23 protein-coding genes are annotated in these 25,042 nt (G+C 70.5%); 11 read left to right on the forward strand and 12 right to left on the reverse strand.

Features of this window, described 5'->3' with window-relative positions; translation table 11 throughout:
- The first annotated feature begins 2 nt into the window (after positions 1 to 2).
- The 3 genes from AMYAL_RS0143455 to AMYAL_RS0143465 all read left to right on the forward strand — a co-directional run bounded on the left by AMYAL_RS0143455 (position 3) and on the right by AMYAL_RS0143465 (position 3,748).
- Complete coding sequence (locus AMYAL_RS0143455) at positions 3 to 1,076, forward strand: acyl-CoA dehydrogenase family protein (protein ID WP_020637586.1); 1,074 nt, start codon at positions 3 to 5, stop codon at positions 1,074 to 1,076.
- Positions 1,073 to 2,584 (forward strand): long-chain-fatty-acid--CoA ligase, encoded by a 1,512-nt coding sequence (locus AMYAL_RS0143460; protein WP_020637587.1) that lies wholly within the window; start codon positions 1,073 to 1,075, stop codon positions 2,582 to 2,584. The genes AMYAL_RS0143455 and AMYAL_RS0143460 overlap by 4 nt, the downstream gene beginning before the upstream one ends.
- A 66-nt stretch (positions 2,585 to 2,650) precedes the next feature.
- Positions 2,651 to 3,748: an alpha/beta hydrolase family protein gene (locus AMYAL_RS0143465; RefSeq protein ID WP_026467937.1), complete on the forward strand. Its 1,098-nt coding sequence runs from the start codon at positions 2,651 to 2,653 to the stop codon at positions 3,746 to 3,748.
- On the opposite strand, the gene AMYAL_RS0143470 is transcribed toward AMYAL_RS0143465, so the two are convergent.
- Positions 3,700 to 4,305 (reverse strand): TetR/AcrR family transcriptional regulator, encoded by a 606-nt coding sequence (locus AMYAL_RS0143470; protein WP_020637589.1) that lies wholly within the window; start codon positions 4,303 to 4,305, stop codon positions 3,700 to 3,702. The two genes, AMYAL_RS0143465 and AMYAL_RS0143470, sit on opposite strands and share 49 nt — an antisense overlap.
- Before the next feature lie 63 nt (positions 4,306 to 4,368).
- Between AMYAL_RS0143470 and AMYAL_RS0143475 the strand changes: the two genes are divergently transcribed.
- Both AMYAL_RS0143475 and AMYAL_RS0143480 read left to right on the forward strand, forming a co-directional pair.
- Positions 4,369 to 4,794: an SgcJ/EcaC family oxidoreductase gene (locus AMYAL_RS0143475; RefSeq protein ID WP_020637590.1), complete on the forward strand. Its 426-nt coding sequence runs from the start codon at positions 4,369 to 4,371 to the stop codon at positions 4,792 to 4,794.
- A gap of 28 nt (positions 4,795 to 4,822) precedes the next feature.
- Positions 4,823 to 5,713: a hypothetical protein gene (locus tag AMYAL_RS0143480; RefSeq protein WP_020637591.1), complete on the forward strand. Its 891-nt coding sequence runs from the start codon at positions 4,823 to 4,825 to the stop codon at positions 5,711 to 5,713.
- Here AMYAL_RS0143480 and AMYAL_RS0143485 read toward each other — a convergent pair.
- From AMYAL_RS0143485 to AMYAL_RS0143495, 3 genes are read right to left on the reverse strand one after another with little or no spacing between them, the layout of a single operon-like run.
- Positions 5,706 to 8,402 (reverse strand): bifunctional acetate--CoA ligase family protein/GNAT family N-acetyltransferase, encoded by a 2,697-nt coding sequence (locus tag AMYAL_RS0143485; protein ID WP_020637592.1) that lies wholly within the window; start codon positions 8,400 to 8,402, stop codon positions 5,706 to 5,708. The genes AMYAL_RS0143480 and AMYAL_RS0143485 overlap by 8 nt on opposite strands.
- A gap of 1 nt (position 8,403) precedes the next feature.
- On the reverse strand, positions 8,404 to 9,576 hold the full coding sequence (locus tag AMYAL_RS0143490; RefSeq protein WP_020637593.1) for an acetoin utilization protein AcuC: 1,173 nt from the start codon (positions 9,574 to 9,576) through the stop codon (positions 8,404 to 8,406).
- A gap of 54 nt (positions 9,577 to 9,630) precedes the next feature.
- Positions 9,631 to 10,479 carry a sulfurtransferase gene (locus AMYAL_RS0143495; protein ID WP_026467938.1) on the reverse strand — a complete coding sequence of 283 codons (849 nt, stop codon included), beginning with the start codon at positions 10,477 to 10,479 and terminating at the stop codon, positions 9,631 to 9,633.
- Positions 10,480 to 10,588: 109 nt separating this feature from the next.
- On the opposite strand from AMYAL_RS0143495, the gene AMYAL_RS0143500 reads away from it, so the two are divergent.
- From AMYAL_RS0143500 to galE, 3 genes are all read left to right on the forward strand, one after another.
- A complete protein-coding gene (locus tag AMYAL_RS0143500; RefSeq protein ID WP_020637595.1) occupies positions 10,589 to 11,308 on the forward strand; it encodes an iron-dependent transcriptional repressor DtxR in 720 nt (239 codons plus the stop codon).
- Positions 11,305 to 12,486, forward strand: coding sequence for a galactokinase (gene galK / locus AMYAL_RS0143505; RefSeq protein WP_020637596.1), 1,182 nt, complete (start codon positions 11,305 to 11,307; stop codon positions 12,484 to 12,486). The genes AMYAL_RS0143500 and galK overlap by 4 nt, the downstream gene beginning before the upstream one ends.
- Before the next feature lie 114 nt (positions 12,487 to 12,600).
- The gene (gene galE / locus AMYAL_RS0143510) at positions 12,601 to 13,554 is read left to right on the forward strand and encodes a UDP-glucose 4-epimerase GalE (protein WP_093976540.1); all 954 of its coding nucleotides are present in this window, start codon (positions 12,601 to 12,603) and stop codon (positions 13,552 to 13,554) included.
- On the opposite strand, the gene AMYAL_RS0143515 is transcribed toward galE, so the two are convergent.
- The 3 genes from AMYAL_RS0143515 to AMYAL_RS0143525 form a co-directional block, all read right to left on the reverse strand.
- A complete protein-coding gene (locus tag AMYAL_RS0143515) occupies positions 13,529 to 14,593 on the reverse strand; it encodes a DUF4192 domain-containing protein (RefSeq protein ID WP_020637598.1) in 1,065 nt (354 codons plus the stop codon). The two genes, galE and AMYAL_RS0143515, sit on opposite strands and share 26 nt — an antisense overlap.
- A gap of 150 nt (positions 14,594 to 14,743) precedes the next feature.
- Positions 14,744 to 15,598, reverse strand: coding sequence for a M23 family metallopeptidase (locus AMYAL_RS0143520; RefSeq protein ID WP_020637599.1), 855 nt, complete (start codon positions 15,596 to 15,598; stop codon positions 14,744 to 14,746).
- A gap of 154 nt (positions 15,599 to 15,752) precedes the next feature.
- Complete coding sequence (locus AMYAL_RS0143525; RefSeq protein ID WP_026467940.1) at positions 15,753 to 17,564, reverse strand: Xaa-Pro dipeptidyl-peptidase; 1,812 nt, start codon at positions 17,562 to 17,564, stop codon at positions 15,753 to 15,755.
- Positions 17,565 to 17,646: 82 nt separating this feature from the next.
- Between AMYAL_RS0143525 and AMYAL_RS0143530 the strand changes: the two genes are divergently transcribed.
- Positions 17,647 to 19,212: a DUF4139 domain-containing protein gene (locus tag AMYAL_RS0143530; protein WP_020637601.1), complete on the forward strand. Its 1,566-nt coding sequence runs from the start codon at positions 17,647 to 17,649 to the stop codon at positions 19,210 to 19,212.
- A gap of 59 nt (positions 19,213 to 19,271) precedes the next feature.
- Here AMYAL_RS0143530 and AMYAL_RS0143535 read toward each other — a convergent pair whose 3' ends face one another.
- Genes AMYAL_RS0143535 through AMYAL_RS0143545 form a run of 3 tightly spaced genes read right to left on the reverse strand, consistent with a single transcriptional unit; the run spans position 19,272 to position 21,162 of the window.
- Complete coding sequence (locus AMYAL_RS0143535) at positions 19,272 to 19,703, reverse strand: CBS domain-containing protein (RefSeq protein ID WP_020637602.1); 432 nt, start codon at positions 19,701 to 19,703, stop codon at positions 19,272 to 19,274.
- A gap of 47 nt (positions 19,704 to 19,750) precedes the next feature.
- Entirely contained in the window at positions 19,751 to 20,233 is a 483-nt protein-coding gene (locus AMYAL_RS0143540; protein ID WP_026467941.1) for a hypothetical protein, read from the reverse strand.
- Positions 20,230 to 21,162, reverse strand: a complete 933-nt coding sequence (locus AMYAL_RS0143545; protein WP_020637604.1) for a neutral zinc metallopeptidase — start codon at positions 21,160 to 21,162, stop codon at positions 20,230 to 20,232. Before AMYAL_RS0143545 ends, AMYAL_RS0143540 begins: the two co-directional genes overlap by 4 nt.
- 118 nt (positions 21,163 to 21,280) lie before the next feature.
- On the opposite strand from AMYAL_RS0143545, the gene AMYAL_RS0143550 reads away from it, so the two are divergent.
- The gene (locus AMYAL_RS0143550; protein WP_020637605.1) at positions 21,281 to 23,287 is read left to right on the forward strand and encodes a prolyl oligopeptidase family serine peptidase; all 2,007 of its coding nucleotides are present in this window, start codon (positions 21,281 to 21,283) and stop codon (positions 23,285 to 23,287) included.
- Positions 23,288 to 23,335: 48 nt separating this feature from the next.
- On the opposite strand, the gene AMYAL_RS0143555 is transcribed toward AMYAL_RS0143550, so the two are convergent.
- Both AMYAL_RS0143555 and AMYAL_RS0143560 read right to left on the reverse strand, forming a co-directional pair.
- Positions 23,336 to 23,650, reverse strand: coding sequence for a DMT family transporter (locus AMYAL_RS0143555; RefSeq protein WP_020637606.1), 315 nt, complete (start codon positions 23,648 to 23,650; stop codon positions 23,336 to 23,338).
- A complete protein-coding gene (locus AMYAL_RS0143560) occupies positions 23,650 to 24,306 on the reverse strand; it encodes an FMN-dependent NADH-azoreductase (protein ID WP_020637607.1) in 657 nt (218 codons plus the stop codon). The genes AMYAL_RS0143555 and AMYAL_RS0143560 overlap by 1 nt, the downstream gene beginning before the upstream one ends.
- A gap of 93 nt (positions 24,307 to 24,399) precedes the next feature.
- Between AMYAL_RS0143560 and AMYAL_RS0143565 the strand changes: the two genes are divergently transcribed.
- Positions 24,400 to 24,987 carry a TetR/AcrR family transcriptional regulator gene (locus tag AMYAL_RS0143565; protein ID WP_020637608.1) on the forward strand — a complete coding sequence of 196 codons (588 nt, stop codon included), beginning with the start codon at positions 24,400 to 24,402 and terminating at the stop codon, positions 24,985 to 24,987.
- The last annotated feature ends 55 nt before the right edge of the window (positions 24,988 to 25,042 follow it).

Raw genomic sequence — 25,042 nt, forward strand, 5'->3', positions numbered from 1 at the left:
CGATGGACTTCACGCTCACCGAAGCGCAGCAGGATCTCGCGTCGCTCACGCGCCGGATCCTGACGGACAAGGTCACGCCCGACGTGCTGGGACCGCACGGTTCCGGCGGCTTCGACGCTCCACTGTGGACGGCGCTCGCGCAGGCTGGGGTGATCGACGCGGCGCTGCCGCAGTCGGTCGGCGGCGGCGGGTTCGGGCTGCTGGAGCAGTGCTCCGTCCTGGCCGAGATCGGCCGCGCGGTCGCACCCGTGCCGTACCTGACGTCGGTCGTGACGGGCGCGGCGGCGGTCGCCGAATTCGGCGATGGACAGCTGGCCGAACGCTGGGTCGTGCCGGTGCTGCGCGGCGACCACGTCCTCGCGGTCGCGCTGCCGGATTACGGCGTGCCGTGCGGGTTCACCGCCGAGGCCGACGGCGACGGCTGGCGGCTGACCGGCGCGCAGACCGCGGTGGCGTCGGGCGCGTTCGCGCACGGCTTCCTCGTCGAAGCCGCCATCGACGGCGGGCGGCAGGTGTTCCTGCTCGACCGGGACGCGGTGACCGTCTCGCCGCAGCGGACCGTCGACCACGCCGACGCGGCGCTCGTCGAACTGTCCGGCGCCAAGGCAGGCGTCTCCTTGGGTGACATCGGTGAATGGCTGCGGCTGCGCGGCACGATCGGTGCCTGCGCGCAGCAGCTCGGCGTCGTCGAACGGGCGCTTGAGCTGACCGCGGCGTACGCGCGGGAACGCAAGCAGTTCGACCATCTCATCGGGAGTTTCCAGGCGGTGCGGCAGCGGCTCGCCGACGCCTATGTCGACGTCGAAGCCGTCCGGCTGACGTTGTGGCAGGCCGTCTGGCGACTGAGCGAAGGACTTCCAGCGGCCGAAGAGGTCGCGACGGCGAAGTTCTGGGCCGCGGAGGCCGGTCACCGCGTCGCGCACACCGCCGTGCACGTCCACGGCGGGGTCGGCATCGACGTCGACCACACGCTGCACCGCTACTTCGTCGCGGCGAAACGGCTCGAGTTCACCTTGGGCGGCGCGACCACGCAGCTGCGGGGGCTCGGCGATCTCCTGGCCGCGGACCCGGCATGACCTCGACGGTCACGGAGCTCCTGCTCGCCAGGGCGGAGGACCAGTCGACCGGGCTGCTGTTCGAAGACCGGCGCTGGTCCTGGGCCGAGCATGTCCGGGCCTGCGCCGGATACGCGGCCGCGTTGAGCGGGCTCCTGCGCCCCGGCGGACATTTCGGGCTGCTGGCCGACAACGTCCCCGAGTTCTCGTTCCTGCTCGGCGGTGCCGCGCTGTCGGGGCACGTGCTGGTCGGCCTGAACCCGACACGACGGGGCGCGGCGCTGGCGCGTGACGTCGCGCTGGCCGACTGCGAGCTGGTGTTCGCCGAGGAGAAGTACCTCCCGCTGCTGTCCGAGGCCGGTGTCCCGGTGCGGCCGCTGAGCGAGCTCGAACCGTCGCGGGAGACGGTCGTTCCCGTGGCCGCGAAACCCGAAGACCTGCTCATGCTGATCTTCACCTCCGGCACCAGCGGCGACCCGAAAGCCGTCCGGTGCACGCACGACAAGGTCGCGTTCCCCGGCGAGATGCTGGCCGACCGGTTCGGTCTGTCCACACAGGACACCGTGTACGTGTCGATGCCGATGTTCCACTCCAACGCCATCATGGCGGGCTGGTCGGTCGGGCTCGCTTCGGGCGCGGGGATCGCGCTGCGGCGGCGGTTCTCCGCCTCCGGTTTCCTTCCGGACGTCCGGAAGTTCGGGGCGACCTACGCCAACTACGTCGGCAAGCCGCTGTCCTACGTGCTCACCACCCCCGAGCGGGACGACGACGCGGACAACTCGCTGAAACTGGTCTACGGCAACGAGGGCGCCGAAGCCGACCTCGCCGTGTTCGGCACGCGATTCGGCTGCCACGTGGTCGACGCGTTCGGCTCGACCGAGGGCGGCGTGAACTTCGGCCGGGACGCCACCACCCCGGCCGGTTCACTGGGCAGGCTGCTCGACGGCGTCGCCGTCCTCGATCCGGAGACCGGGAAACCCTGCCCCCCGGCGGAATTCGACGCGGCCGGGAAACTGCTCAATGCCGCCGAGGCCGTCGGCGAGCTGGTCAACACCGGCGGGCCGGGCTTCTTCGCCGGGTACTACGGCGATCCCGCCGCCGAGGCCGAGCGGATGCGCGACGGGATGTACCACACCGGCGACCTGGCGTACCTCGACGCGGACGGCTACTGCTATTTCGCGGGGCGGCTCGGCGACTGGCTCCGCGTCGATGGTGAGAACCTCGGCACCGCCCCGATCGAACGCGCGCTCCTCCGCCATCCCGCCGTCCGCGAAGCCGCCGTGTACGCGGTGCCGGATCCGCGGGTGGGCGACCAGGTGATGGCCGCGCTGGTCTGCCGTTCGCCGGTCGACGCGGGCGAGTTCGCCGCTTTCGTCGCCGCGCAAGGCGATCTCGGTCCGAAACAGTGGCCCCGCTTCGTGCGGGTGGTCGATGCGCTGCCGCAGACGGCGACGCACAAGGTGCTCAAACGGGAACTGGCCGCGGACGGAACCGGAACCGCCTGGGAACTCCGGTATCCCCGGCACTGATCCCAGGGTCGGTACCGGTGATCTTCCCGATGCCCCGGCACCTGATCGCTCCCTACCTTCGTTGCCATGACACGAATTCCACCCAGGATCGGTGTACTGGCCACGGTTCTCGCCTTGCCTGCCGCACTTGCCGCCCCGGCGGCGTCGGCGGCTCCCGTCCGCTTCAGCCTGCCCGCGCCGACGGGCTCGTACGCGGTCGGCAGTACCGATCTCCACCTGATCGACCGCTCCCGCCAGGATCCGTGGGTCCCCGGCACCACCAGGGAACTCATGGTGACCGTGCGCTATCCGGCGTTGCCGAGCGGGAAACCGAAAGCGCTGTACATGGCTCCGGGAGTCGCGAAGACGGTGGCCGAGGGTGACGCCGCCAAACTGGGCATCGACGCGGATCAGCTCGACTACCGCTTCCCCACGAACTCACGGCTCGGCGCGCCCGCGATCGGCGGCAAGCGGCCTGTCGTGCTGTATTCGCCCGGCGGCAGCCTGTCGCGTTCCCACGGCACCACGCTGCAGGAACAGCTGGCGAGCGAGGGTTACGTCGTCGTGGCCATCGACCACACCCACGAGGCGGAAGCGGTCGAGTTCCCCGGTGGCCGCGTCGAGAAGAAGGCCCTGCCGCCGTCGAGTATCGAGGTGTCGAAGCGCATGATCGACACCCGCGTCCGGGACACGCGGTTCGTCCTCGACTCGCTCGGCCTGAACCGGGTCGGCATGTTCGGCCACTCCGCCGGCGGGTTCACCGCGGGCGAGACGATGGTGACCGACCGGCGCATCGTCGCCGGGGCGAACCTCGACGGCAGCATGGCCCACTCGCAGTCTCAGCGGATCTTCGGCCGCGTCGCCGACGAAGGACTGGATCGGCCGTTCCTGCTGATGAGCTCCGGCGATCACAGCGCCGCGTCGGACGCGTCCTGGCAGGAATTCCAGCGCAACCAGCGCGGCTGGACCGGCGAGACACGGCTGCCGGACGGCGAGCATTTCAGCTTCGCCGACTACCAGACCCTGTTGCCGCAACTGGGAAACGCCCCGGCGGCGTACGTCGGCACCATCGATCCGGTGCGGAGTGTCGCCGTGCAGCGCGCCGAGGTCTCGGCGTTCTTCGGCAAGAACCTGCGTCACCGAAGCAGCGATGAGACCAGCGTGTCCTTGAGCCACGCCTCGTAGTCGCCGTGACTCCACCCGGCCTCGGCGACGAGGCTGGTGTGGACGTCGGCGCTCATCAGCGCGACGGCGATGTCCACGGCCCTGGGCACCAGGGCGCGGTCGCCGTTCCGGACCCGGTCGATGACCATCTCGACGCCCAGCCGGTTACGCCGGGCACCTTTCGCCCGTGTCGCGGCGATGTCGGGATCGACGGCGGCGCCGGAGCCCAGCGTCGTGACGATGTCGCCACAGCGTTCCCGCACCTGACGGGCGACCGTGGCCAGCAGGCCGAGCAACGCGACCTGATCTTCGGTTCGCGCCGCCTCGGCGACGAGGTCGGGAATCCCGGCCTCGTCGTCGAGGAGGTCGACGAGCCCGCCAAGGACACCGGCCTTCGAGCCGAAGTGGGCGTAGATGGTCTGCGGGGACACCCCCGCTTCCTGGGCGATGAGGCGGATCGGGGTCCGCGCGTACCCGCGTTCGGCGAACAGCCCGCGGGCCGCGGTCAGGATCGTGCGCAGCGTCAGCGCCTCGCGGCGGTCGCGCAACCGGACGATGCCGGGAAGGTCCGCGGGCATGTATGCTCCCAGAAAGTTGGAACGTTGTTCTAACTAATGGATCGATGTTACAGGAGGAGGGCGATGACCACCGAGGAGCTCATCACCGCGTTGGAACACGCTTGGAACGCGGGTGACGGCGAGGCGTGGGCCGCGAATTTCGCCGAGGACGTGGATTTCGTCGACGTCGTCGGCCGGATCCAGCGCGGCCGGGCGACCATCGCGCGGGAGAGCCAGAAGATCTTCGACACCATTTACCGCGGCAGCACGCTGAAAATCCGCCAGTTGTCGAGCCGTCCGCTCGGCGGCGGCATCGACCTCGTGCACACCGAGACCGTGCTGTCCATCCCGGCGGGCCACCTCGCCGGGGAGCAACGCGGGGTGCAGACGCAGCTCATCCGTGACGGGCGGGTCGTCGCGTTCCACAACACGATCCGGGGCGACATAGCGACGTTCACCGGCCACGACGCGGATCTCGCCGCGCGCTCGCCCCAAGAGTGGGATTCCTGACGGACGCCGTTCGCGGCAGACTGACGGCGTGACGCGCCTGAGGAAGCACTGGCTCTGGCCGCTCGTGATCAGCGTGCTCGCCCTCGGCGCCTTCGCCGGGCTCGGCCTGCTGACCAGGGCGGTGCTCGGCTCGCGGAGCAACAAGGCACTGGCGGACACGGCGGAGTTCGGGGTGTGGTCGGTGCTGATCGCCTTCCTGTTCGCGCACTCGCTCCCCTTGACCGGCTGGCACCGTCTGGCCGGTGTCGCGGTGTGGAAACCGGCGCTGGCGTACGCGATCTTCGCGGTGATCCTGTTCGCGTTCCAGTGGAAGACCGGTTCGCCGATCGGGGATCTCAAGCCCACGACCGCGATCGGGATCTCGCGGACCCTGCTCGGCCTCGGCCTGATCGCGGCGGCACCCTCGGTGCTGGGGTTGTGGCTCAGTCACACGCGGCTGCGCCGGATCTCGCGAGTACTCGACGGCGAGGAGCGGGCGCAGGCGTCCGACGTACTCGGCGAACTCCTCGAATGCAAGCGCGCCAACGGGATCTGTCTCACGGCGCTGGCGCTCATCGTGTCGGCGGCGGTCATCGACGCCGGGGCCCAGCGGCGGGCGTTCCTCGCGACCGGCACCCCGAAGCAGTCCTTCCCGCCGGAGAGCGTGCTGCTCTACGGCGCGCTGTTCACCGCGATCTCGCTCCTGTTGTACGTCCCGGTGTTCCTCGCGTGGAAGACCCGCTGCCTGCGGCTGGTCGACGAGCTCTACCCGGTGCCGCCCGACGCGCGGCCCACCGAAGAGTGGCTCGCCGGACGCGCCCGGCTGGCGCAGCTCCTCGGGACCGACACCACGGTGGGCAAGACCGTCACGACGGCGTTCGGAATCCTCGCCCCGCTGGCCGTGAGCGTGCTCGCGGTCGTGCTGCCCGGCCTCAAATAGGGGCGTTGATCGGCCGCAGCCGTCGCGGCCCGGTGTCGGGACGGGACGGCGGCGGGCCCAGCACGATCCGGGCGTTGGCGACGAAGGCGCCGTCCGGCGAGGCCAGGATCGGGTCGAGCGTCATCGAGCGGACCTCGGGGTTGTCCTCGGCGAGCGCGGCGACGCGCAGCACGATGTCCTGGAGCGCGGCCAGATCCGCCGGTTCGTCGCCGCGGTACCCGGTGAGCAGCGGCGACGTGCGCGGTTCGCGCAGCAGGGTGGCGGCATCGACGTCGGTGAGCGGGACGGCGCGGTAGGCCCGGTCCCCCAGCAGCGTGCTGACCAGGCCGGAGAGACCGAACGAGACAAGCGAGCCGAACGACGGGTCGTCCTGCAGCCCGATCACGCACGACAGGCCCTTGGGCGCCATCCGCTGGACGTAGACCTCGTCGTCGCCGGAGATCTCCCGCAGATCGAGGTACGCCCGGCGCACTCCGTCCGAAGAGGACAGATCGAGCCGCACCCCGGCGAGGTCCGGCCTGCCGCGCAGCCGCTCGTCGACGGCCTTGAGCGTGACCGGGAAACCGAGGTCCTCGGCGGCTTTCACCGCCTCGTCCGCGGAGGTCGCGACCTCGAACGGGACGACGTCGATGCCGTAGCAGCCCAGGAGCCGGACCACGTCGTCATCGGAGAGCAAGGTCGTCTTGCCGTCTTCACCTGCCAGGAGCTCGCCGACGATGACCTGCGCCTGTTCGGCGTGCAGACCGGCGGGCCGCACGAGGTTGCCCTGCGGCCGCTGCCGCCAGGCGGCGTACCGCACGACTCGCGCGAGCGCGTTCACCGCGCGTTCGGGGCTGGGATACGACGGGACCGAACCCCGCGTCGGCACGCCGTCCTCGGACAGCACGGCCAGTTCGTCCGGCACGCCTTCGACGGCGAGGAAGGTCGACACGATCGGCTTGTTCTTGTCCATCTCGACGACGGCCTCCCGCAGCGCGCGGGCGTAGGCGGTGCCAGGGATCGCGAGCGGGGGCACGAAGACCACGACGAGCGCGTCGGTCTCCGGGGAATTGAGGGCTTCGCGCACGGCGGCGGCGAACTCCTCCGGACCGGCTTGCGGCCCGACGTCGACCGGATCGGACGTCAGCCGGAGGCCGTGCGCCCGCGCGGTGTCGGCGGCGAGCAACCCGATGGCGCTGGAGTTGCCCACGATCGCGATGCGCGGCCCGGCGGGCAGCGGCTGGTGGGCGAAGACCAGCGCGGTGTCGAAGAGTTGCGCGAGCGTGTCGACGCGGACGACTCCCGCCTGCTCGAACAGGGCCTGGACGCTGGACTCGTCGACCTCCGCCGAGGTCGCGGCGAGCTGCGGGCGGACCGCGTGCCTGCCGGATTTCACCGCCACCACCGGTTTCGTCCGCGCCAGCCGCCTGGCGAGCCGGGCGAACTTGCGCGGGTTGCCGAACGATTCGAGGTACAGCAGGACGAGGTCGGTCGCCGGATCGGTCTCCCAGTACTGGAGCAGGTCGTTGCCGGAGACGTCGGCCCGGTTGCCGGCCGAGACGAAGGTGGAGAGCCCGAGGCCGCGTGCTTCGGCATCGGCGAGGATCGCGGTGCCCAGCGCGCCGGACTGGCAGAAGAACCCGGTGCGGCCGCGTGCGGGCAGGCGGGGCGCGAGGGTCGCGTTGAGCCGGACCGACGCGTCGGTGTTGAGCACGCCCAGCGCGTTCGGGCCGACGACGCGCATGCCGTGGGCTCTGGCCTCTCCGACCAGCCTCAGCTCGGCGTGCAACCCGTGCGGCCCGGCCTCGGCGAAGCCGCCCGAGACGATCAGGAGGGTCTTGACCCCTTTGGCCAGCGCACCGTCCAAAACGGACTCGACGGCCTCGGCGGGGACGGCCACCAGCGCCAGGTCGACGGCGTCGGGAATGTCCACGACGGACGGATACGCCCGCACGCCGCGCACGGACTTGTGCTCGGGATTGACCGGGTAGACGGTGCCGGCGAAGTCGGCACTGAGCAGGTTCGTGAGGGCTACGTAGCCGATCTTCGTCGGATCGGTGGACGCGCCGATCACCGCGACCGACTTCGGATGCAGCAGGTTGTGCACGCTGCGCGCCTCGGCTGCCTGCTCCCGTGACCGGGCGACCGCGAGCGACTCCTCGGTCGGGTCGATGTCGAACTCCAGGTGCAGCACGCCTTCTTCGATCTCGCGGCTGACCTGGTAGCCCGCGTCGCGGAACACGCGGACCATCGCCGCGTTCTCGGCGAGCACCTCGGCGACGAAGCGGCGCAGCCCGGATTCCGACGCGGCGGCGGCCAGATGCTCCAGCAGGATCGACCCGAGCCCGCGGCCCTGATGGGCGTCGTCGACGACGAACGCGACCTCGGCCGACGGCCCGTGTTCGAGCCTTTCGTAGCGGCCGACCGCGACGATGTCGTCGCCCAGCAGCGCGACGAAAGCGACCCTGTCGTGGTGGTCGACGACGGAGAACCGTTCGAGGTCCCGCTGCGGGATCCGCGGATAGGCGCCGAAGTACCGGAAGTAGCGGGTGCGTTCGGACAACCGCCCGTGGAAGGCGACGAGCCCGTCGGCGTCGCTGGGGATCACCGGGCGCAGATGCACCGTGCCGCCGTCGGAGAGCAGGACGTCGGCCTCCCACTCGCGCGGGAAGTCGTAGGGGTCGCGCTTGGTGATGTCCTCACTGGCCATGTCAGTCCCTCGGATCGTCCGGATCGAGGCCGTGCAGCGGGAAGATCGCGCGGCGGGTGTCGCGGATGGCGATGTCGACCGGTTCGTCGGCCCCGTCGCCCCACGGGACGAAGGCGGTTTCGCGGCCGTCGGACATGCCGGGCGGGATCTCGGCCTTCGGCGCGGCCCTGGAAATCGACGCGACCCAGTCCGGCGGCAGGGCCGTCGCCGGGTCGACGTCGCGGTCGAGCACGGTGCCGAGCAGATGGGTCCAGGACCGCGGCACCACCCGGATCAGCTGGTAGCCCCCGCCGCCCACGGCGAGCCAGCGGCCACCGGCGTGAGCTTCGGACAGTTCCCTCAGCCGCCGATAGATGGCGCGATGACCGTCCACCGAAAGCGAGAGATCCGCCAGCGGGTCTTCCTCGTGCGAATCGACACCGCACTGGGTGACGAGGATCTGCGGCCGGAACTGCTCCAGCAGCGACGGCACCACCGCCTCGAACGCCCGCAGCCAGCCGCCGTCGCGGGTGCCGGGCGGCAGCGGCACGTTGACCGCGGTGCCCTCGGCCCCGCCCTTGCCGGTCTCCGCCGAGTAGCCCGTGCCCGGCCACAGCGTGAACGGGTGCTGGTGCAGGGAAACGGTCAGCACACGGGGGTCTTCGTAGAACGCCGTCTGCACGCCGTCGCCGTGGTGGACATCGGTGTCGACGTAGGCGACCCGGTCGAAGCCGTGGTCCAGCAGCCACGAGATGGCCACCGAGCAGTCGTTGTAGACACAGAAGCCCGACGCCTTGCCCGGCATCGCGTGGTGCAGCCCGCCTGCGATGTTCACCGCCCTGGTCGCCTCGCCGTCGGCGATCTTGCGCGCGGCCAGCAGCGTCGAGCCGACGACCAGCGCCGAGGCCTCGTGCATGCCGGTGAACACCGGGTTGTCCTCGGTGCCGAGCCCGTGCGCGAAATCGGCGCCGGTCATCGGCGCCTGCCGCACGGCCTCGATGTACTCGCCGATGTGGACGCGGCGCAACTCGTCCTCTCCCGCGGCGTCGGGGACGAGCAGCTCGACCCCGTCGAGCACGCCGAGTTCGGTGGCGAGCCGGATGGTCAGTTCGAGCCGCACCGGATTGAACGGATGCTCGCCGCCGAGGTCGTAACCCAGCAGCGAGGAGTCCCATACGACGGCCGGTGCTCGCATGGCACGGACTCTAGTGCCCGGAAGCGGCTCCTGCCCCGTCCCGGACGCCGCGCGTCAGCCGGGCAGGTCCCCCGTGGCCACCGGGCGCTCCGGATCGCGGGACCAGTGCGACCAGGAACCCGTGTACAGCGCCACGGGCGCCGGATGACCGGAGACCTCGAGCGCGAGCACCACCGACGAGGCGGTTACGCCCGATCCACAGTAGACACCGACCGGTGTCTCCGGCGTCACGCCGAGCCCTTCGAACCGCTCCGCCAGTTCCGAGGCGTCGCGCCAGCGGCCGTCCTCCGCGAGATGCCCGGAGAAAGGCGCGTTGACCGCGCCGGGGATGTGCCCGGCGCGCGGATCGATCGGCTCCGTCTCCCCCGCGTACCTCGGCTTAGCCCGCGCGTCGAAGAGCAGCCCGTCCCTGGCGAGCGTGGCCGCCCCGGCCGCGTCCAGCACCGGCATTCCGCCGGGCTCGACGACGATGTCCCCCTCCGGCGGCGAGGGGACCTCGCCGGTGAGCGGGCGCTCTTCCTCGGCCCAGGCGGCGAACCCTCCGTCCAGCACGGCGACCTCGGTATGCCCTGCCCAGCGCAGCAGCCACCACGCCCTGGCCGCGACAGACCCGTCGGAGTCGTCGTAAACCACGACCGGGTGACCGGCACGGACCCCCGCCGCCCGCAGGTGCTGCTGCAGCGTCCCGGCTTCGGGCAGCGGATGGCGGCCGCCGTCACCCGGCTCCCCGGCGAGCGCCGTGTCGAGATCGACGTACACCGCGCCAGGGAGATGTGCCTCACGGTAGGAATCGGCGCCGGGCGGGCCGGCGAGCCGCCAGCGGACGTCGAGGACTACGGAGCGTGCCGATTCCGGGCCGGAGAGCTGCGCGGCGAGTTCGCTGGTGGTGATCATGGGGCGCATACGGCCATCTTCCCGCGCTTCGCGGCTCCACGCCCAGCTTGGGAGGACTTTTCCCGCCACGGCGCTTGTTGTCCCCACGCCTGCGTCGCTGTCAGTGCCAGCGACTACGATGAGCAACGCGGACGAAGGGGACAGCGTGAACGATCTCATCGACACCACAGAGATGTACTTGCGTACCATCTACGAGCTCGAAGAAGAAGGTGTCGTCCCGCTGCGGGCCCGGATCGCGGAGCGCCTGCAGCAGAGCGGCCCGACCGTGAGCCAGACCGTCGCCAGGATGGAACGTGACGGCCTGGTGGTCGTCGCGGACGACAGGCACCTGCAGCTGACCGAGCACGGTCGCGAGCTCGCCATCGCGGTCATGCGCAAGCACCGGCTGGCCGAGCGCCTCCTGGTCGATGTCATCGGCCTGGAGTGGGAGCACGTCCACAACGAGGCCTGCCGCTGGGAACACGTGATGAGCGAGGCCGTCGAGCGCAAGCTGGTCAAGCTGCTCGACCATCCCACCACCTCGCCCTACGGCAACCCGATCCCCGGACTGGACAAGCTCGGCGACGGCGATCCCGCCCCGCCGGCCGAAGCCGACCTCATCCGGCTCGACGAATTCGCCCGGATGGGTGGCGGCGAGGTCGAGATCCGCCGCATCGCCGAGCACGTCCAGCTGGACGAGAGCCTGATGACGGAGCTCAAGTCGGTCGGCATCGTGCCCGGCAGCCGGGTCAAGGTCGGCAAGGCGGCGCCCGGCGGGACCATCGAGGTCACCGGGGGCAGCAACACCGCCCAGGTCGCCACCTCGGCACTGCACGCCGTGCTGGCGCAGGCCAGGTGAGCGCCGCGTCCGACTCCGCGGCGACCTTCCGGGCCCTCCACGGCCGCGCTCCGGCCGGGGTCTGGTCGGCGCCGGGCCGGGTGAACCTGATCGGCGAGCACACCGACTACAACGACGGTTTCGTGCTGCCGTTCGCCCTCCCGCACCGGCTCGCCGCCGCGGCGGCCCCGCGCGAGGACGGCGTGCTCACCGTGGCCACGCTCGGCTCGGACGGCCGGGTCCAGGAATCGGGCCCGCTCACCATCGCCGACCTGAAGCCCGGCTCCGTCGAAGGGTGGACCGCGTACCCGGCGGGGGTCGCCTGGGTGCTGCGCGACCAGGGCCTCGGCTCCGGCGCGGACCTGGCGATCGCGGGGGACGTGCCCTCGGGGGCGGGGCTGTCCTCTTCGCACGCGCTCGAATGCGCTGTCGCGCTCGCCCTCCTCGGGCTGGCGGGTATCACTCCGGGGACCGGCGCGGGTTCGCCGAGCCTGCACGAAGTGGCCCGCTGGGTGCAGCGTTCGGAGAACGACTTCGTCGGGGCTCCGACCGGCCTGCTCGACCAGACCGCGTCCCTGTGCTGCACGGAATCGAACGTGCTGTTCCTCGACGTCCGCTCCGGAGAGCTGGAGCAGGTGCCGTTCCCGCTGGAGGAATCCGGCGTCCGGATCCTGATCATGGACACCCGCACGAAGCACTCGCACGCCGAGGGCGGCTACGGCGAACGCCGCAGGGGCTGTGAACGCGCCGCGGAACTGCTCGAGGTGAAGGCGCTGCGGGACATCGGCGCCGACGGGCTCGGCGCCGCGCTCGCGAAGCTGCCGGACGAGCTCGTGCCGCTGGTGCGCCACGTGGTGACGGAAAACCAGCGGGTCCTCGACACCGTGGCTCTGCTGCGGGACGGCCGGATCGCCGAGATCGGCCCCCAGCTGGACGCCTCGCACGTCAGCATGCGCGACGACTACCGGATCTCCACCCCTGAACTCGACCTCGCCGTCGACTCGGCCCGCGAAGCCGGGGCTCTCGGCGCGCGGATGACCGGCGGCGGTTTCGGCGGCTCGGCGATCGCGCTGGTCCGCGAGTCCGATGTGGACACCGTGGGTCGAGCGGTGAAGGCCGCGTACGAAGCGGCGGATCTGCGCCACCCCAGACTGTTCACCGCGGTGCCGTCGCGCGGCGCCGGCCGCGACGAACCGTAGGACCCTCACCCCCGGACGCGCCGGGCGCCAGGGGGCGAGGAGACTGGGCCGCGACCGCATCCGCAGCAGAAAGGCGCGAACGTGACCGACGAACCGACCAAGACCCTGAAGCTGATGGTGACGGGCGGAGCCGGTTATGTGGGCAGCGTCTGCGCGGCCCGCCTCATCGAGGCCGGGCACGACGTCACCGTGGTCGACGATCTCTCCACCGGGCACGCCGACGCGGTGCACCCGGACGCCACCTTCATCGAAGGCGACGCCGCCGAGGTCGCCCGGCGCGTTCTCGGCGACGGCTTCGACGGTGTCCTCCACTTCGCCGCCAAGTCGCTGGTCGGCGAGTCGATGACGGATCCGGCGAAGTACTGGGAGGGCAACGTCCTGACCTCGCTTCGCCTGCTCGAAGCGATGCGCGACCACGGCACGAAGCGGCTGGTGTTCTCCTCCACCGCGGCCACCTACGGCGAGCCCGAGTCCTCCCCCATCCCGGAGACGGCGCCGACGCAGCCGACCAACACCTACGGCGCGACGAAGCTGGCCATCGACCACGCGATCACGTCGTTCTCGCGCGCCCACGGCATCGCCGCCGTCAGCCTGCGCTACTTCAACGTCGCCGGCGCCTATGGCTCCTTCGGTGAGCGGCACACCACCGAAACCCACCTGATCCCCCTCGTGCTCCAGGTCGCCACCGGGGACCGCGGCCGGATCCAGATCTTCGGTGACGACTACCCGACCGCGGACGGCACCGCCATCCGCGACTACATCCACGTGGTCGACCTCGCCGACGCGCATCTGCTGGCCCTGCGTCACGCCGTCGACGGCGAGCACCGCATCTACAACCTCGGCAGCGGCACCGGTTTCTCCGTGCTCGAGGTGATCGAGGCGTGCCGCCGCACCACCGGTCACGAGATCCCCGCCGCGGTCGCTCCGCGCCGGGCGGGCGACCCGTCGGTGCTGGTGGCCTCCAGCGAACGGGCGGGCGGCGAACTCGGCTGGAAGCCCGAGCGCACCGACCTCGACGGCATCGTGGCCGACGCGTGGGCGTTCACTCAGTCCCGCCAGACGGTCTGAGACCGAGCACGGGCGGCTCTTCCGCCCGCTGCCGCAGGACGATCCCGGCCACTTCGGACGGAGCCAGCATCCCGTCCAGAGCGGCTGTCAGCAGTCCGGCCATCCGGTGTTCCGGATCGACCTCGATGGCCCTGGCCAGCGCCATACCGGCGCTGGCCAGGTCACCGCGGATGTAGGCGGCGTGTGCCTTCAGGCACAGCGCCTCGGCGGATTCCGGTTCGGGCAACTCGCGGGCGAGACTCAGCCAGAGGCCTTCCGCGACCCGCGCCAGTCGTGAGCCCGCGGGGACCGCGGTGAGCAGGCAGGCGTCCCGGACCTCGACGAGGGAGAGCGCCCACGCGAGCCGGACGGCCTGCTCGTCGGTGATCGCGTGGTCGCCCCGCTCGACGCGGGCCAGCGCGGCGTTCACCTCGGCGAGCCCCGCCTCGACGGGAGCGTCGTTTCCCCAGGGCGGATCGGCCAGCCTGGTCAGGAGGTCTGCCCGGCGCGCGAGCGTTTCCGGCGGACCGGCCTCGAAAAGGCGCTCCACCTCCGCCCTGCTCTCGCGGGTGATGTGGCCTTCCCTGGTGATGACGGCAGCGACCACCGACTTGCCGGGGTCGGGCAAGACGCCGCCGCAGGCCTGGTCGCGGTAGCACCGCCACCGCGCGCCTTCGGTGATGGACGGCACCCACAGCGAGTGGAGCAACGGGATGCCGTATTCGGCGAGCGAGGATTCCAGACGCCGGAGGAAGCGGCGGCGAGGTGGCCGCCCGGCCGGATTCGGGGAACCGCCGCCGACGACGGCCACCGTGGCACCGGTGTGGCCGGTGACGGCGAGCCGGATGGCGAGGTCGCGCGCCTGGTCTTTCTCCAGGGCGGGTGGTGGGAGGTCCACGCGCATCGTGAGGCCCTGCCCTTTGCGGTCCGGCCCCTTCTGCCCGAAGACGACGACGGAGTTCTCGGGGTGGAACCCGAGGATGTACGGGATCGCGGCGAGCAGGTCCGCCGGATCCTTCAGATCGACCTTGGTCCTGCCGGTCGGGGTGGCTGTGGTCATACCCCCACCCTGCGGCGGGAATGGAGCCGCTGGGTGGGGGTGGGACACATCTGTGGACAGCCGGGACCGTTGTGCACAACCGTCACCGGGACCGGCCGAGGGGATGCCGGATTGTCGGTGGGGTGGTCTACCGTGCCCGGCCCCGCGGGATCAGTCGCAGTGTTCGAACGGGCTCTCGTAGGCGTTCGAACCGACCGAGCCGCCCCACTTGACGCAGGTCGCCGCGGCCGTCTTCTTCACCGGCCCGGCGTAATAGGTGAAGCTGCCGGAGTCGGTCGTGCGAGCCGAGCCCTGGACTTCGAGGAAAGCCGACACCGGCGACGCGGTGCCGAGCGAAACCGACTTCAACGTGGTCACGCAGTTGCCCTTGGTCGACGAGTTGTAGAGCAGGTACGCCGTGCCGGAGCCACCGGCGAGCGCCTGCGAGTCGACCACCGAATACCCGCTGCCGCACACCTCCGTGGCCTCGTACGGGTTCCCGCCGCACGAGTTCTTGCTGGTGAAGTCGGTGTGGGCGTAGTAAGGCACCGCGACGCCGTTCAGCTTCGCCTTCTGCGCAACTCCGTTGAGCCGCTCTTCGAAGTGCAGGTGAGGACCGGACACACCGCCGGTCGCCCCGGCCGTGCCGAGCTGTTTGCCGAGGCTGACGGCCTGGCCGACCGAGACCGACTGGGTCGACAGGTGGGCATACCGGGTGGTCCAGCCACCACCGTGGTCGACCTCGACCCAGCGTCCGTAGCTCGTGCTGCCTTCGTTGGCGACCCGGCTGACCGTGCCGCCCGCCGCGGCGAGCACCGGCATCCCGGTGATCCCCGACTTCTGGAAGTCGACCGAGTTCGCCGGGCTGTGCCCGCTGAACGTGGCGGCCGTGACCGTGACACCGCATTTGAACGGGACCTGGAAGTTCGGAGCGGCCGACGCCTGCGTCGTACCGGCGAGGGTCAGGCCGAGCGCGGGGACGACGGCCGCCGCGGCGAGCACTGCGAAGCGGCGCAACCTGGACATGGAGACCTCCAACGGGTGGGGAAGCCGGACGCGCCGAAGCAAAGCGGGAGGAAATACATTTTCCATACAAGCACGAGGTCCGGTCGGCGTTTTCCACCGGAAACGCCGGATGCCACGTCCCGAGGGCGGGACGTGGCATCCGGAGCGGACGTGCTCAGCCGAAAGCGGCGCGCAGCGCGGGCTTGCCGCCCGCCACGGGCAGCACCAGCGAAGTCCGGTTCAGCTCGACCGAGACACCGGCGCCGGGCTTGGGCCGGAGCGTGTAGTCGTGGTCGCTGGAGGCCACCAGGAACTCGATCTTGTGCCCGGCCGCGAGCAGGTAGTCCTTCGCGACCAGTTCGACCTCGATCCGGTAGTTCTCACCAGGGGTGATCGGCTCGGTCTTGGCAGGGTCGTGCCGGTTCTGCGGGTCGGTCCAGCCGCGGGTGATCACCTTCGCGGACCCGTTCGGGGCCCGGTCGATGAGCACCGCCGTCACGTTCGCGGCCGGCTTGTCGAAGGACAGCGAAAGGTCGGCCTTCACCGTGCCGGAGAGACGGACGGGCTGGTTCGCCGCCGTGGTCGAGTACAGCAGCCGGTTACCCGACGAGGCCGCGTTGGCGAGCTGTTCGACGGTCTTGCTCGCGTCGTCGGCCAGCTTCTCGACGGTGGCCTTGCCGGGCACGGGGTTGCGGGTGTCGAGCTTGCCCTTCGAGGAGCCACCGGGCCACGGGTAGAGCTTCACGTCCTGGGCGCCGGGCAGCGGCCACTCCGGCTCGTCCACCCACGACTTGTCCTCGCGCTGGATGGTGGCCTTCGGCTCGCGCTCGATACCGTTGTCGATGCCGTAGAGGTAATGCGACATCCACTTGTTCAGGGTGACGAGCCAGACGTCGCGACGGAGGCTCATCGGGTCGGCGTGCCCGGCCTGGTGCAGCCAGATCTTGTGCTCGACGCCGCGCGCCTTGAGCATTTCGTACCAGCGGGTGCCCTGGTCGGTCTTGACGTTCCAGTCGCCGAGGCCGTGCACCACGAGCACCGAGGCCCGCACCTTGTTGACGTCGTTGCGGTAGTTCCGCACGTCCCAGAAGCGGCTGTAGTCACCGGTCACCCGGTCCTGGTCGACGGCGATCTTGTCGATCAGCGGGCGGCAGACCGCCCGATCCTGGCGTGTGTGGACGTAGTCGGCGAGCACGTCCGCGTCCTCGCCCTGGTAACCGCCCGCCGCGACGACGGCGCCGTCGTTGCGGTAGTAGTCGTACCAGCTAGAGATCGCCGCGATCGGGACGATCGTCTCCAGTCCCTTGACCCCGGTGCTGGCCACCGCGTTGGGCAGGGTCCCGTTGTAGGAGACGCCCATCATGCCGGTCTTGCCGGTGCTCCAGTCCGCGACCGCGGCCTTGCCCGCCGCGTCCCGAGCCGTCGCGCGGCCGTTCAGCCAGTCCACAATGGACTTCGCGCCGATGGTCTCGTTGACGTCGCCGGTGCTCGGGCAGCCGGTGGACTGGCCGCTGCCGAGCGACTCGCCGTACACGACGGCGAAGCCGCGGGCGATGAAGTAGTTCTGGTAGCCCCAGTTGATCGGCGCCGGGTTCGGGCCGACGGTCTTGGTCGCGATCTTCGGGCCCGCGGGCGCGCGCTTGGCTCCGGGTACGTACAGCTCCACGTCGACGTTGTGGTTCGCGACGTCGTTGCCGCCCGCGTAATACGGGCTGGCCTGGTAGACGACCGGGACCTTCATGCCCTGCTGGGTGGCGCGGGGCCGCACGACCTCGGCGTGCACGAGGTCGTCCTTGCCGTCATGGTCGCTGTCGACCGGCGCGGTGACCCAGACGTTTTCCCGGATGACGTCCGCCGGGTCGAACACCGGCTGCGCCTGGCCGTCCTTGAAAACCGGCGTCGGTGGCGCGTCGGCTTGCGCCGGCAGCGCCGTCGCCGGGAGGACCAGGACGGCGGTGAACAAGGCGGCGAGTCTGGCGACTCTCACGTGACCCCCAAAGGCGGGCGGGCAAGACCCAGCTGAGGTTTCCGGCCCCCCGAACAGGTGTCAAGCGACTAACGTCGGAGGCATGCCGAGCATCGTGGAAGCACCGATCGTCGCCGTCACCGTCTACCCCCACCATGCCCGGATCACGAGGCGGGCGTCGGCACGCCTCGACGGGGAAACGCGCTTCGCCTTCGCGGGCCTGCCGTGGAACCTGGACACCGATTCGGTCCGCGTCACCGGTTCCGGTCCGGCGGTCATCGCCGGGGTCGACGTCGCCGTCGAGCGCCACCCCGCCCCCGCGGACGCTTCCCTGCGCGCGCTGACCGAACGGCGCAAGACCGATCAGGCGGTGGTCGACGAGGTCGCGGACGCCGTCTCCGCGGAAACGGCGAAGGTCGATCTGCTGACCGGCCTGGCGACCCGCAGTGGAAAGAGTTTCGCGAAAGCGCTCGCGGCGGGCACGGCGGAACCGCCCCGTGTCGCCGAAGTCACCGACGCGCTCGGCGTCCAATTGGCCGAAGCACTGGGGAAGCGACGCGAACTCGGTATCCGCCTCGCCCGGCTCCGTGACGACCTCAAGGCGCTGGACCGGGACATCGAGGCGAAGCAAGGCACGTCCGAAGTGGACAGCGCGACGGTCACGGTCGAGCTGGAGAGCCAGGAGGACGGCGCGGAAATCGGCCTCGAACTGTCCTATGTGGTCGCGAACGCCGGCTGGGAACCGGGTTACGACGTCCGCGTGCGCGGGGAAGACGTCGCGGTGACCTGGTATGGGCGGATCACCCAGCACACCGGCGAGGACTGGCCCGAATGCGAACTGGCCCTGTCCACCGCGCGCCCGGCGAACACCGTGGAGGTGCCCGAGCTCGAACCGTGGTTCCTCGACCGCGTGCGACCGGTCCAGCCGTTGATGGCGCGCGCCGCGTACGGCAGCGCGTCGCCCGCGGGCGGCGGGATCCCGGAGTCGGTGGCCATGGCGGCCCCCGCCGCGCCCGCCATGGTGGCGCGGACCGCGTCCGTCGACCAGGGCGCCACCGCGGTCACCTACCGGCCCGGCCGCCCGGTGGCGGTGCCGTCGGGAGCGCAGGGCCACCGCACGACGCTCGCGCAGCTGGACCTGACCGCGAAACTGGGCTACATCACCGCTCCGGCGGTGTCGCCGGAGGCGTTCCTGCGGGCGACCGTGGTGAACACCTCGGAGCACACGCTGCGGCCGGGGAAGGCGTCGGTGTTCCACGAAACGGAGTTCGTCGGCACCACGCGGCTCGACGTCTGGGCGCCGGGTGAGGAACTCGAACTCGCCCTCGGCGTGGACGACCGGATCCGCGTCGAACGGGAACTCGCGCACCGCACGGCGAGCAAGGCGACGCTGTCCGGCGTCCGCAAGCGGGAGGCCGCCTACACCACCACGATCGTCAACCACAGCCCGCGCGAAGCCGTCGTGACCGTGCTGGACCAGGCGCCGGTCTCCCGTGACGACGCGATCACGGTCCGGGACGTCCGCACGACGCCGGATCCGGTGGAGCGGACCGAGCTGGGCGAGTTCACCTGGCGGCTGACGCTCGCTCCGAGCGCGAAGGGCGTCGTGACGCTCGGGTACCGGGTGGACGTCGCGAAGGGTGTCGAGCTGTCAGGGTGGCGCGAGTAGCCGACATGCAAGGTCCGTTCCCCGCGGGTTCGCGGGGAACGGACCTTGCCGGACCGGGATCAGCCCTGCGAGATGTACGCCTCCAGCTGTTCCTGGCTCTTCTCCAGCTGCTCCATCCGCGTCTTCACGACGTCGCCGATGCTCACGATCCCCGCGAGCCTGCCGTCGACCAGGACCGGGACGTGCCGGATGCGGCGTTCGGTCATCAGGACCGAAAGCTGATCGACCGAATCCTCGGGGGCGCAGCTGGCGACCAGCTTCGTCATGATCGCGGCCACCGATCCGTCGAGCAGCTGGGGTCCGCGTTCGTTCAGCCGGCGCACCACGTCCCGTTCGGAGACGATCCCGACGATCTCGCCCTCGTCGTCGACGACGACCAGCGCCCCGACGTTGTGCTCCGCGAGTCTTTCGAGCAGTTCGGTTACGTTCGTCTCCGGCGAGACGGTCGCGACGGCCGCCCCCTTGTTCCGCAACAGATCGGAAATCCGCATACGCGCTCCTCCCGGATGGGTGACCTGAGTCACTCCAGGTTATGGCCTCACCGGCGAGCGCGAAAGTCCGGAGAGTCCGATTCGATATCCAGCCTGGTGGCGAGCGCGCGATACGCCTCGATGATCCCCAGGCCGTAAGGGTCGTCGCCGAGCGCGCCGAGGGTGCCCTGCCCGAGCTCCCAGTGGGTCTTCGCGGACTCGTGATCACCGAGTTTGCGGTAATCCTCGGCGAGGTTCAGGCGCAGCGAGGGGTAGCAGCCGCGCACGGCGAGAGTCGCGTGGTACTCCTGGGCCCGTTCGTCGGTGAGCAAATCGGCCGCCGCGAGCGCGCGGAGATCCCAGGCGAGTTCGTCGGCGGGGTCGTCGCAGACGTCGGCCATGTAGTGCGCGAGGGCGCAGCGGTGCAGCGGGTCGCCGTCCTCGCCGATCCGCTCCCACAAGGCCGCGAACTTCTCGCGCGCGCCCGCCCGGTCACCGGAGATGTGCTGCTGGAGGCCGGTGTTGATCTCGGCCATCACGTCGTCGGTCATTTCACGTCCGCGGGCGAAGCCGCCCAGGTGTTGCACGCCGACGTCGTCTTCCCGGAGAACCCGGCTTTCGCCCATTTCAGCTGGTTACGACGGGTGCCGTGGGTGTCGCTGTCGTCGGCGCGGCCGTAGTCGGCGAGCGCCGCGTCGGCCAGTGACCTGCTGATCGAACCGCGACCGGCGGCGGCCGAGAGGGCGAGCGCGCCGAAGCAGTTCGCTTGTAGTTCGATGCGGCGGACCAGTTCCTTGTCCGCCGGGGAGTCCTCGTCCGGCGACGACATCTTCTCCGCGGCCGCCGACAGGATCCCGCTGGAGCGCTGGACGTGGTGCCCGTACTCGTGGGCCATCGTCGCGAGGTGACGGGACCGTTCGAGGCCCGCGTCGCTCAGCATCCACTGCGTCGGCGCGTAGATCGTGGTGTCGCCGCCGCAGTAGTAGGCGACGGCCTCGTCCTCGCTCGGCGCTTTGCCGCAGGCACTGCTCTCGGGCAGCGTCACCTGCACGGTCACCGTCGACGCGGGCTCGTTCGCCTGGTCCAGGGCTGGTTTCCAGGCCTCGGCGAGACAGGCGGCGAAGGTCTTGTAGTAGGTCTCCAGCTTCGCGGGGTCACGGCTGATCGCCGGCAGGCGGCAGGCGACCGCGCCGAGGGCGATCCCCTCGGCCAGCAGCGGGTTCGTCTCCAGTTCCCGCACCTCCTTGGGCGCGGGTTTCGCGGTCCCCGCCGGACCCTTGGCCCCTTCCGAGGTGAGCGCGCCGGACGCGGGGAAGGCTTGACCGTCGATCTTCCGGGGTCCGCCCGCCATCGCCATCCCGGTGGTGGTCAAGGCGGCGACGATAAGCAGGCCGACCACCGCGGTACCGGTGCTGCGGGGGCTTTCAGGACGAGGCGGCGCGGGCGCGAACGGTCCGGGTACCTCGTCGGTGCCGGTCATGGTGTCCCCCAAACGTGCGAACTCTCAGCATACGGAGGAGGGCGGGGTCAGGCGAAGACACGCGCCGAAAACGGGCACCTGGTGGCGCCGGGACGGAAACCCCGGCGAGACTGTCGGCATGAACGACGAGGACCCGTACCTGTGGTTGGAAGACGTGACCGGCGAAAAGGCGCTGGACTGGGTGCGAGCCCGTAACGCCGAGGCGCTGGCGGAACTGTCCGGCGGCGAGCGGTTCGCCGGGATCCGCGACGAGGTCCGCGAGGTCCTCGACGCCGACGACCGGATCCCGTACATCCGGCGCCGCGGCGAATACCTGTACAACTTCTGGCAGGACTCGGCCAATCCCCGCGGCCTGTGGCGCCGCACCACTCTCGAGCAGTACCGGCGCGACAAGCCGGAGTGGGAACTCCTGCTCGACGTCGACGCGCTGGCCGAGGCCGACGGCGAGAACTGGGTGTGGCAGGGCGCGGCCGTCCTCCGGCCGGGCTATCACCGCGCGCTGGTCGAACTGTCGCGTGGTGGCGCCGACGCGACCGTGGTGCGCGAGTACGACCTCGACGAACGCCGTTTCGTCGAAGACGGGTTCTTCGTGCCCGAAGCCAAGACCCGGATCGGCTGGATCGACCGCGACCGTGTCTACATCGGAACCGACTTCGGCACCGGGACACTGACCAGTTCTGGCTATCCGAGGCTGGCGAAGGAATGGCGGCGCGGCACCCCGCTCGAAGAGGCGACGGTGGTCTTCGAGGGCAAACCGGACGACGTCTCGGTCTCCGCCCACCACGACCCGACCGAGGGCTGGGAGCGCGACTTCGTCTACCGGTCGATCGACTTCTACCGGACGGAACGGTATCTCCGGACGGCTGACGGACTGGAGCGGATCCAGGTCCCCGAAGACGCGCAGACATCCTCGCACCGCGAATGGCTGCTGATCCGGCTCCGTTCGGAATGGACCGTCGAAGGCACGACCTACCCCGCCGGCACCTTGCTCGCCTCCGGGTTCGACGCGTTCATGGCGGGCGAGCGGACCTTCACGACCCTCTTCACCCCGGACGCGCACACGTCGCTGGAGTACTGGGTGTGGACGCACAACCACCTGCTGCTCTCGACGCTGTCCGACGTCCGGACCGAACTACGGGTGCTCACGCCTTCGGACGGCTGGGCCTCTCAGCCGCTCGCCGGCGCCCCCGAACTGGGCACGGCGCAGATCACCGGAACCGACCCCGACGTCAGCGACGAATACCTGCTCGACTCCAGCGGCTACACCGAGCCGTCGACGCTGAAGTACGGACATATCGGCGAAGACGTCGAAGTCCTCAAGCGCGCTCCGTCGTTCTTCGACAGCGAAGGCATGACGGTCTCGCAGTACTTCGCGACCTCCGAAGACGGCACGAAGATCCCGTACTTCGTCGTACGCCCCTCCGGCGCCGAAGGAGGGCCGACGCTGCTGACCGGGTACGGCGGCTTCGAAGTCTCGCTGACCCCCGGCTACAGCGGCGTGATCGGCCGCGGCTGGCTGTCACGCGGCGGCACCTACGTCGTCGCGAACATCCGCGGCGGCGGGGAATACGGGCCGGACTGGCACACCTCGGTGACCAAAGCCAAGCGATACAAGGTCTATGAGGACTTCTCGGCCGTCGCCGCCGACCTCGTCGAGCGCGGCATCAGCGAGCCGTCCCGCCTCGGCATCCAGGGCGGCAGCAACGGCGGGCTGCTGATGGGCGTCATGCTCACGCGCTATCCGCACCTGTTCGGCGCGATCGTGAGCCAGGTGCCGCTGCTGGACATGAAGCGCTACCACAAGCTCCTCGCGGGGGCGTCGTGGATGGCCGAGTACGGCGACCCCGACGACCCGGCGGAATGGGACTTCATCGGGAAGTACTCGCCGTATCAGAACGTCCGGAGCGAGGCCGGGTATCCGCCGGTCCTGTTCGTCACCTCCACCAGGGACGACCGGGTGCATCCCGCGCACGCGCGCAAGATGGTCGCGCGGCTGCTGGAGCAGGGTCACGACGTGCGCTACCACGAGAACATCGAGGGCGGGCACGGCGCGGCGGCCGACAACGAGCAGCTGGCGTTCAAATGGGCGCTGATGCTGGAATTCCTGTGGGAGAAGCTCGCCTGACCGTCCGGGGAAGGGGGCTACCCCGGAAGCCCCCTTCCCCGGCCCGGCTCACTCCGCCACCTTCGCCAGCACCACCCCTCCCACGATCAGTGCCATCGCGGCGAACCGCCCGAAGCTGAGCGGGTCCTTGTGGATCACGATGCCGAAGACGATCGCGCCCACCGCGCCGATGCCGGTGAACACGGCGTACGCGGTTCCCACCGGGAGGGTGTCCATCGCCTTCGACAGCAGGTAGACCGCCGCGACGCCGAGCACGAAGCACAGCACGGTCGGCCAGAACCGGGTGAAGTTCTCCGTCGGTTTGATGCTCTGCGACCAGGCGACCTCGACGACTCCGGCGGCCAGCAGGATTCCCCAGCCCATCAGGCTCCCTTTCCGTTCGCGGCCAGCTTTTCAGCTGCCAGAAGCGCCTCTTCGCGTGACGCGATCCGATCGGGGTCGCGCGGGCCCAGCCGCGGGTCGACGAGCGCGTTCGTGAGCTCGGAATGCAGGAACGTGACGTCGCGGACGTCGTAATGCCCGGCGAAGAAGTCGCGCAGGTAGCGCTCGTGATGGTCGACAGGCTCCCGCGGCGTCCCCGGCAAGTACGTGCCGCCGCGCGCTCCCGCGACCACGAAAGCCTTGCCCGCCAAGGACATCTTCGGGAACGTCACCTGGTCGATCCACAGCTTGAGCGTCGCGGGGATCGAGAAGTTGTACATCGGCGCCCCGATCAGCACGACGTCGGCGGCGAGCAGTTCGGCCAGCAGCGGCTCGATGACCGCCCAGGCCTCGCGCTGTTCCGGCGTCTTCACCACCGAGGCGTAGCCGTCCGGATCGGTGATCCCGGCGGCGAGGAGGGCGTCGCAGATCTCGGTCCAGGCCTGGCCGATCGGCGGTACCGGAGCGGCGGCCACGTCGCGGTAGGTGTAGCCCGCGCCGGGACGCGCAGCACGCCAGACGTCGGCGAAGCGAGCGCTCAGCTCACGGGAGAAGGACGCGCTGCGGGCGCTGGAGTCGAGGTGGAGAAGGTGGCTCATCGGGGCCTCCCGGATCAGGAAGTGGACACGGCGTCCACTTGCTTCGCCGGGTACAAGTGGACGACCCGTCCGGATATTCCCTAGGCTGCGGACATGCCGACGGAAGATCTGCTCGCGAACGGCCCTGGACGGGAACGCTCGGACGCCGCCCGTAACCGCGCGAAGATCCTGAAGGCCGCCGAAGAGCTCTTCGCCGCACGTCCGGCGGCGGAGGTCACCATGGAGGACATCGCCAAAGCCGCCGGGGTGGGTCGCGCCACGCTGTACCGCCGCTATCCGGACCGCTCGGCGATCGCCGTCGCCCTGCTGGACGAACACGAGCGGGAACTGCAGGAGCGGCTGCTCACCGGCCCTCCCCCGCTGGGCCCCGGAGCGTCACCTGCCGAGCGGCTGGCGGCGTTCTACGCGGCGATGGCCGGCCTGCTCGCCCGGCACGCGCATCTCGTCCTCGGCACCGAGGTCGGGCACTCACGGTTCACCACCGGCCCGTACCGGTTGTGGCGCACCCATGTCCGGTTCCTCGCCGAGCAGGCGGGCGCGAAGGATCCGGACGCGCTCGCCGACATCCTGCTGGCGCCACTCGCCCCGGAAGTCTTCCTCTACCAGACGGGTGAACTCGGCCTGAGCGCCGAACGGATCACCGACGCACTGAGCGAGCAGGCGCGGCGAGCGTTGTCCTGATCAGCGGGCGACGAGCTTCATCACGGCCTGCCAGTGCTCACGTCGCGCGGCGCCC

The sequence above is a fragment of the Amycolatopsis alba DSM 44262 genome, from assembly GCF_000384215.1.
Classification (GTDB): Bacteria; Actinomycetota; Actinomycetes; order Mycobacteriales; family Pseudonocardiaceae; genus Amycolatopsis; species Amycolatopsis alba.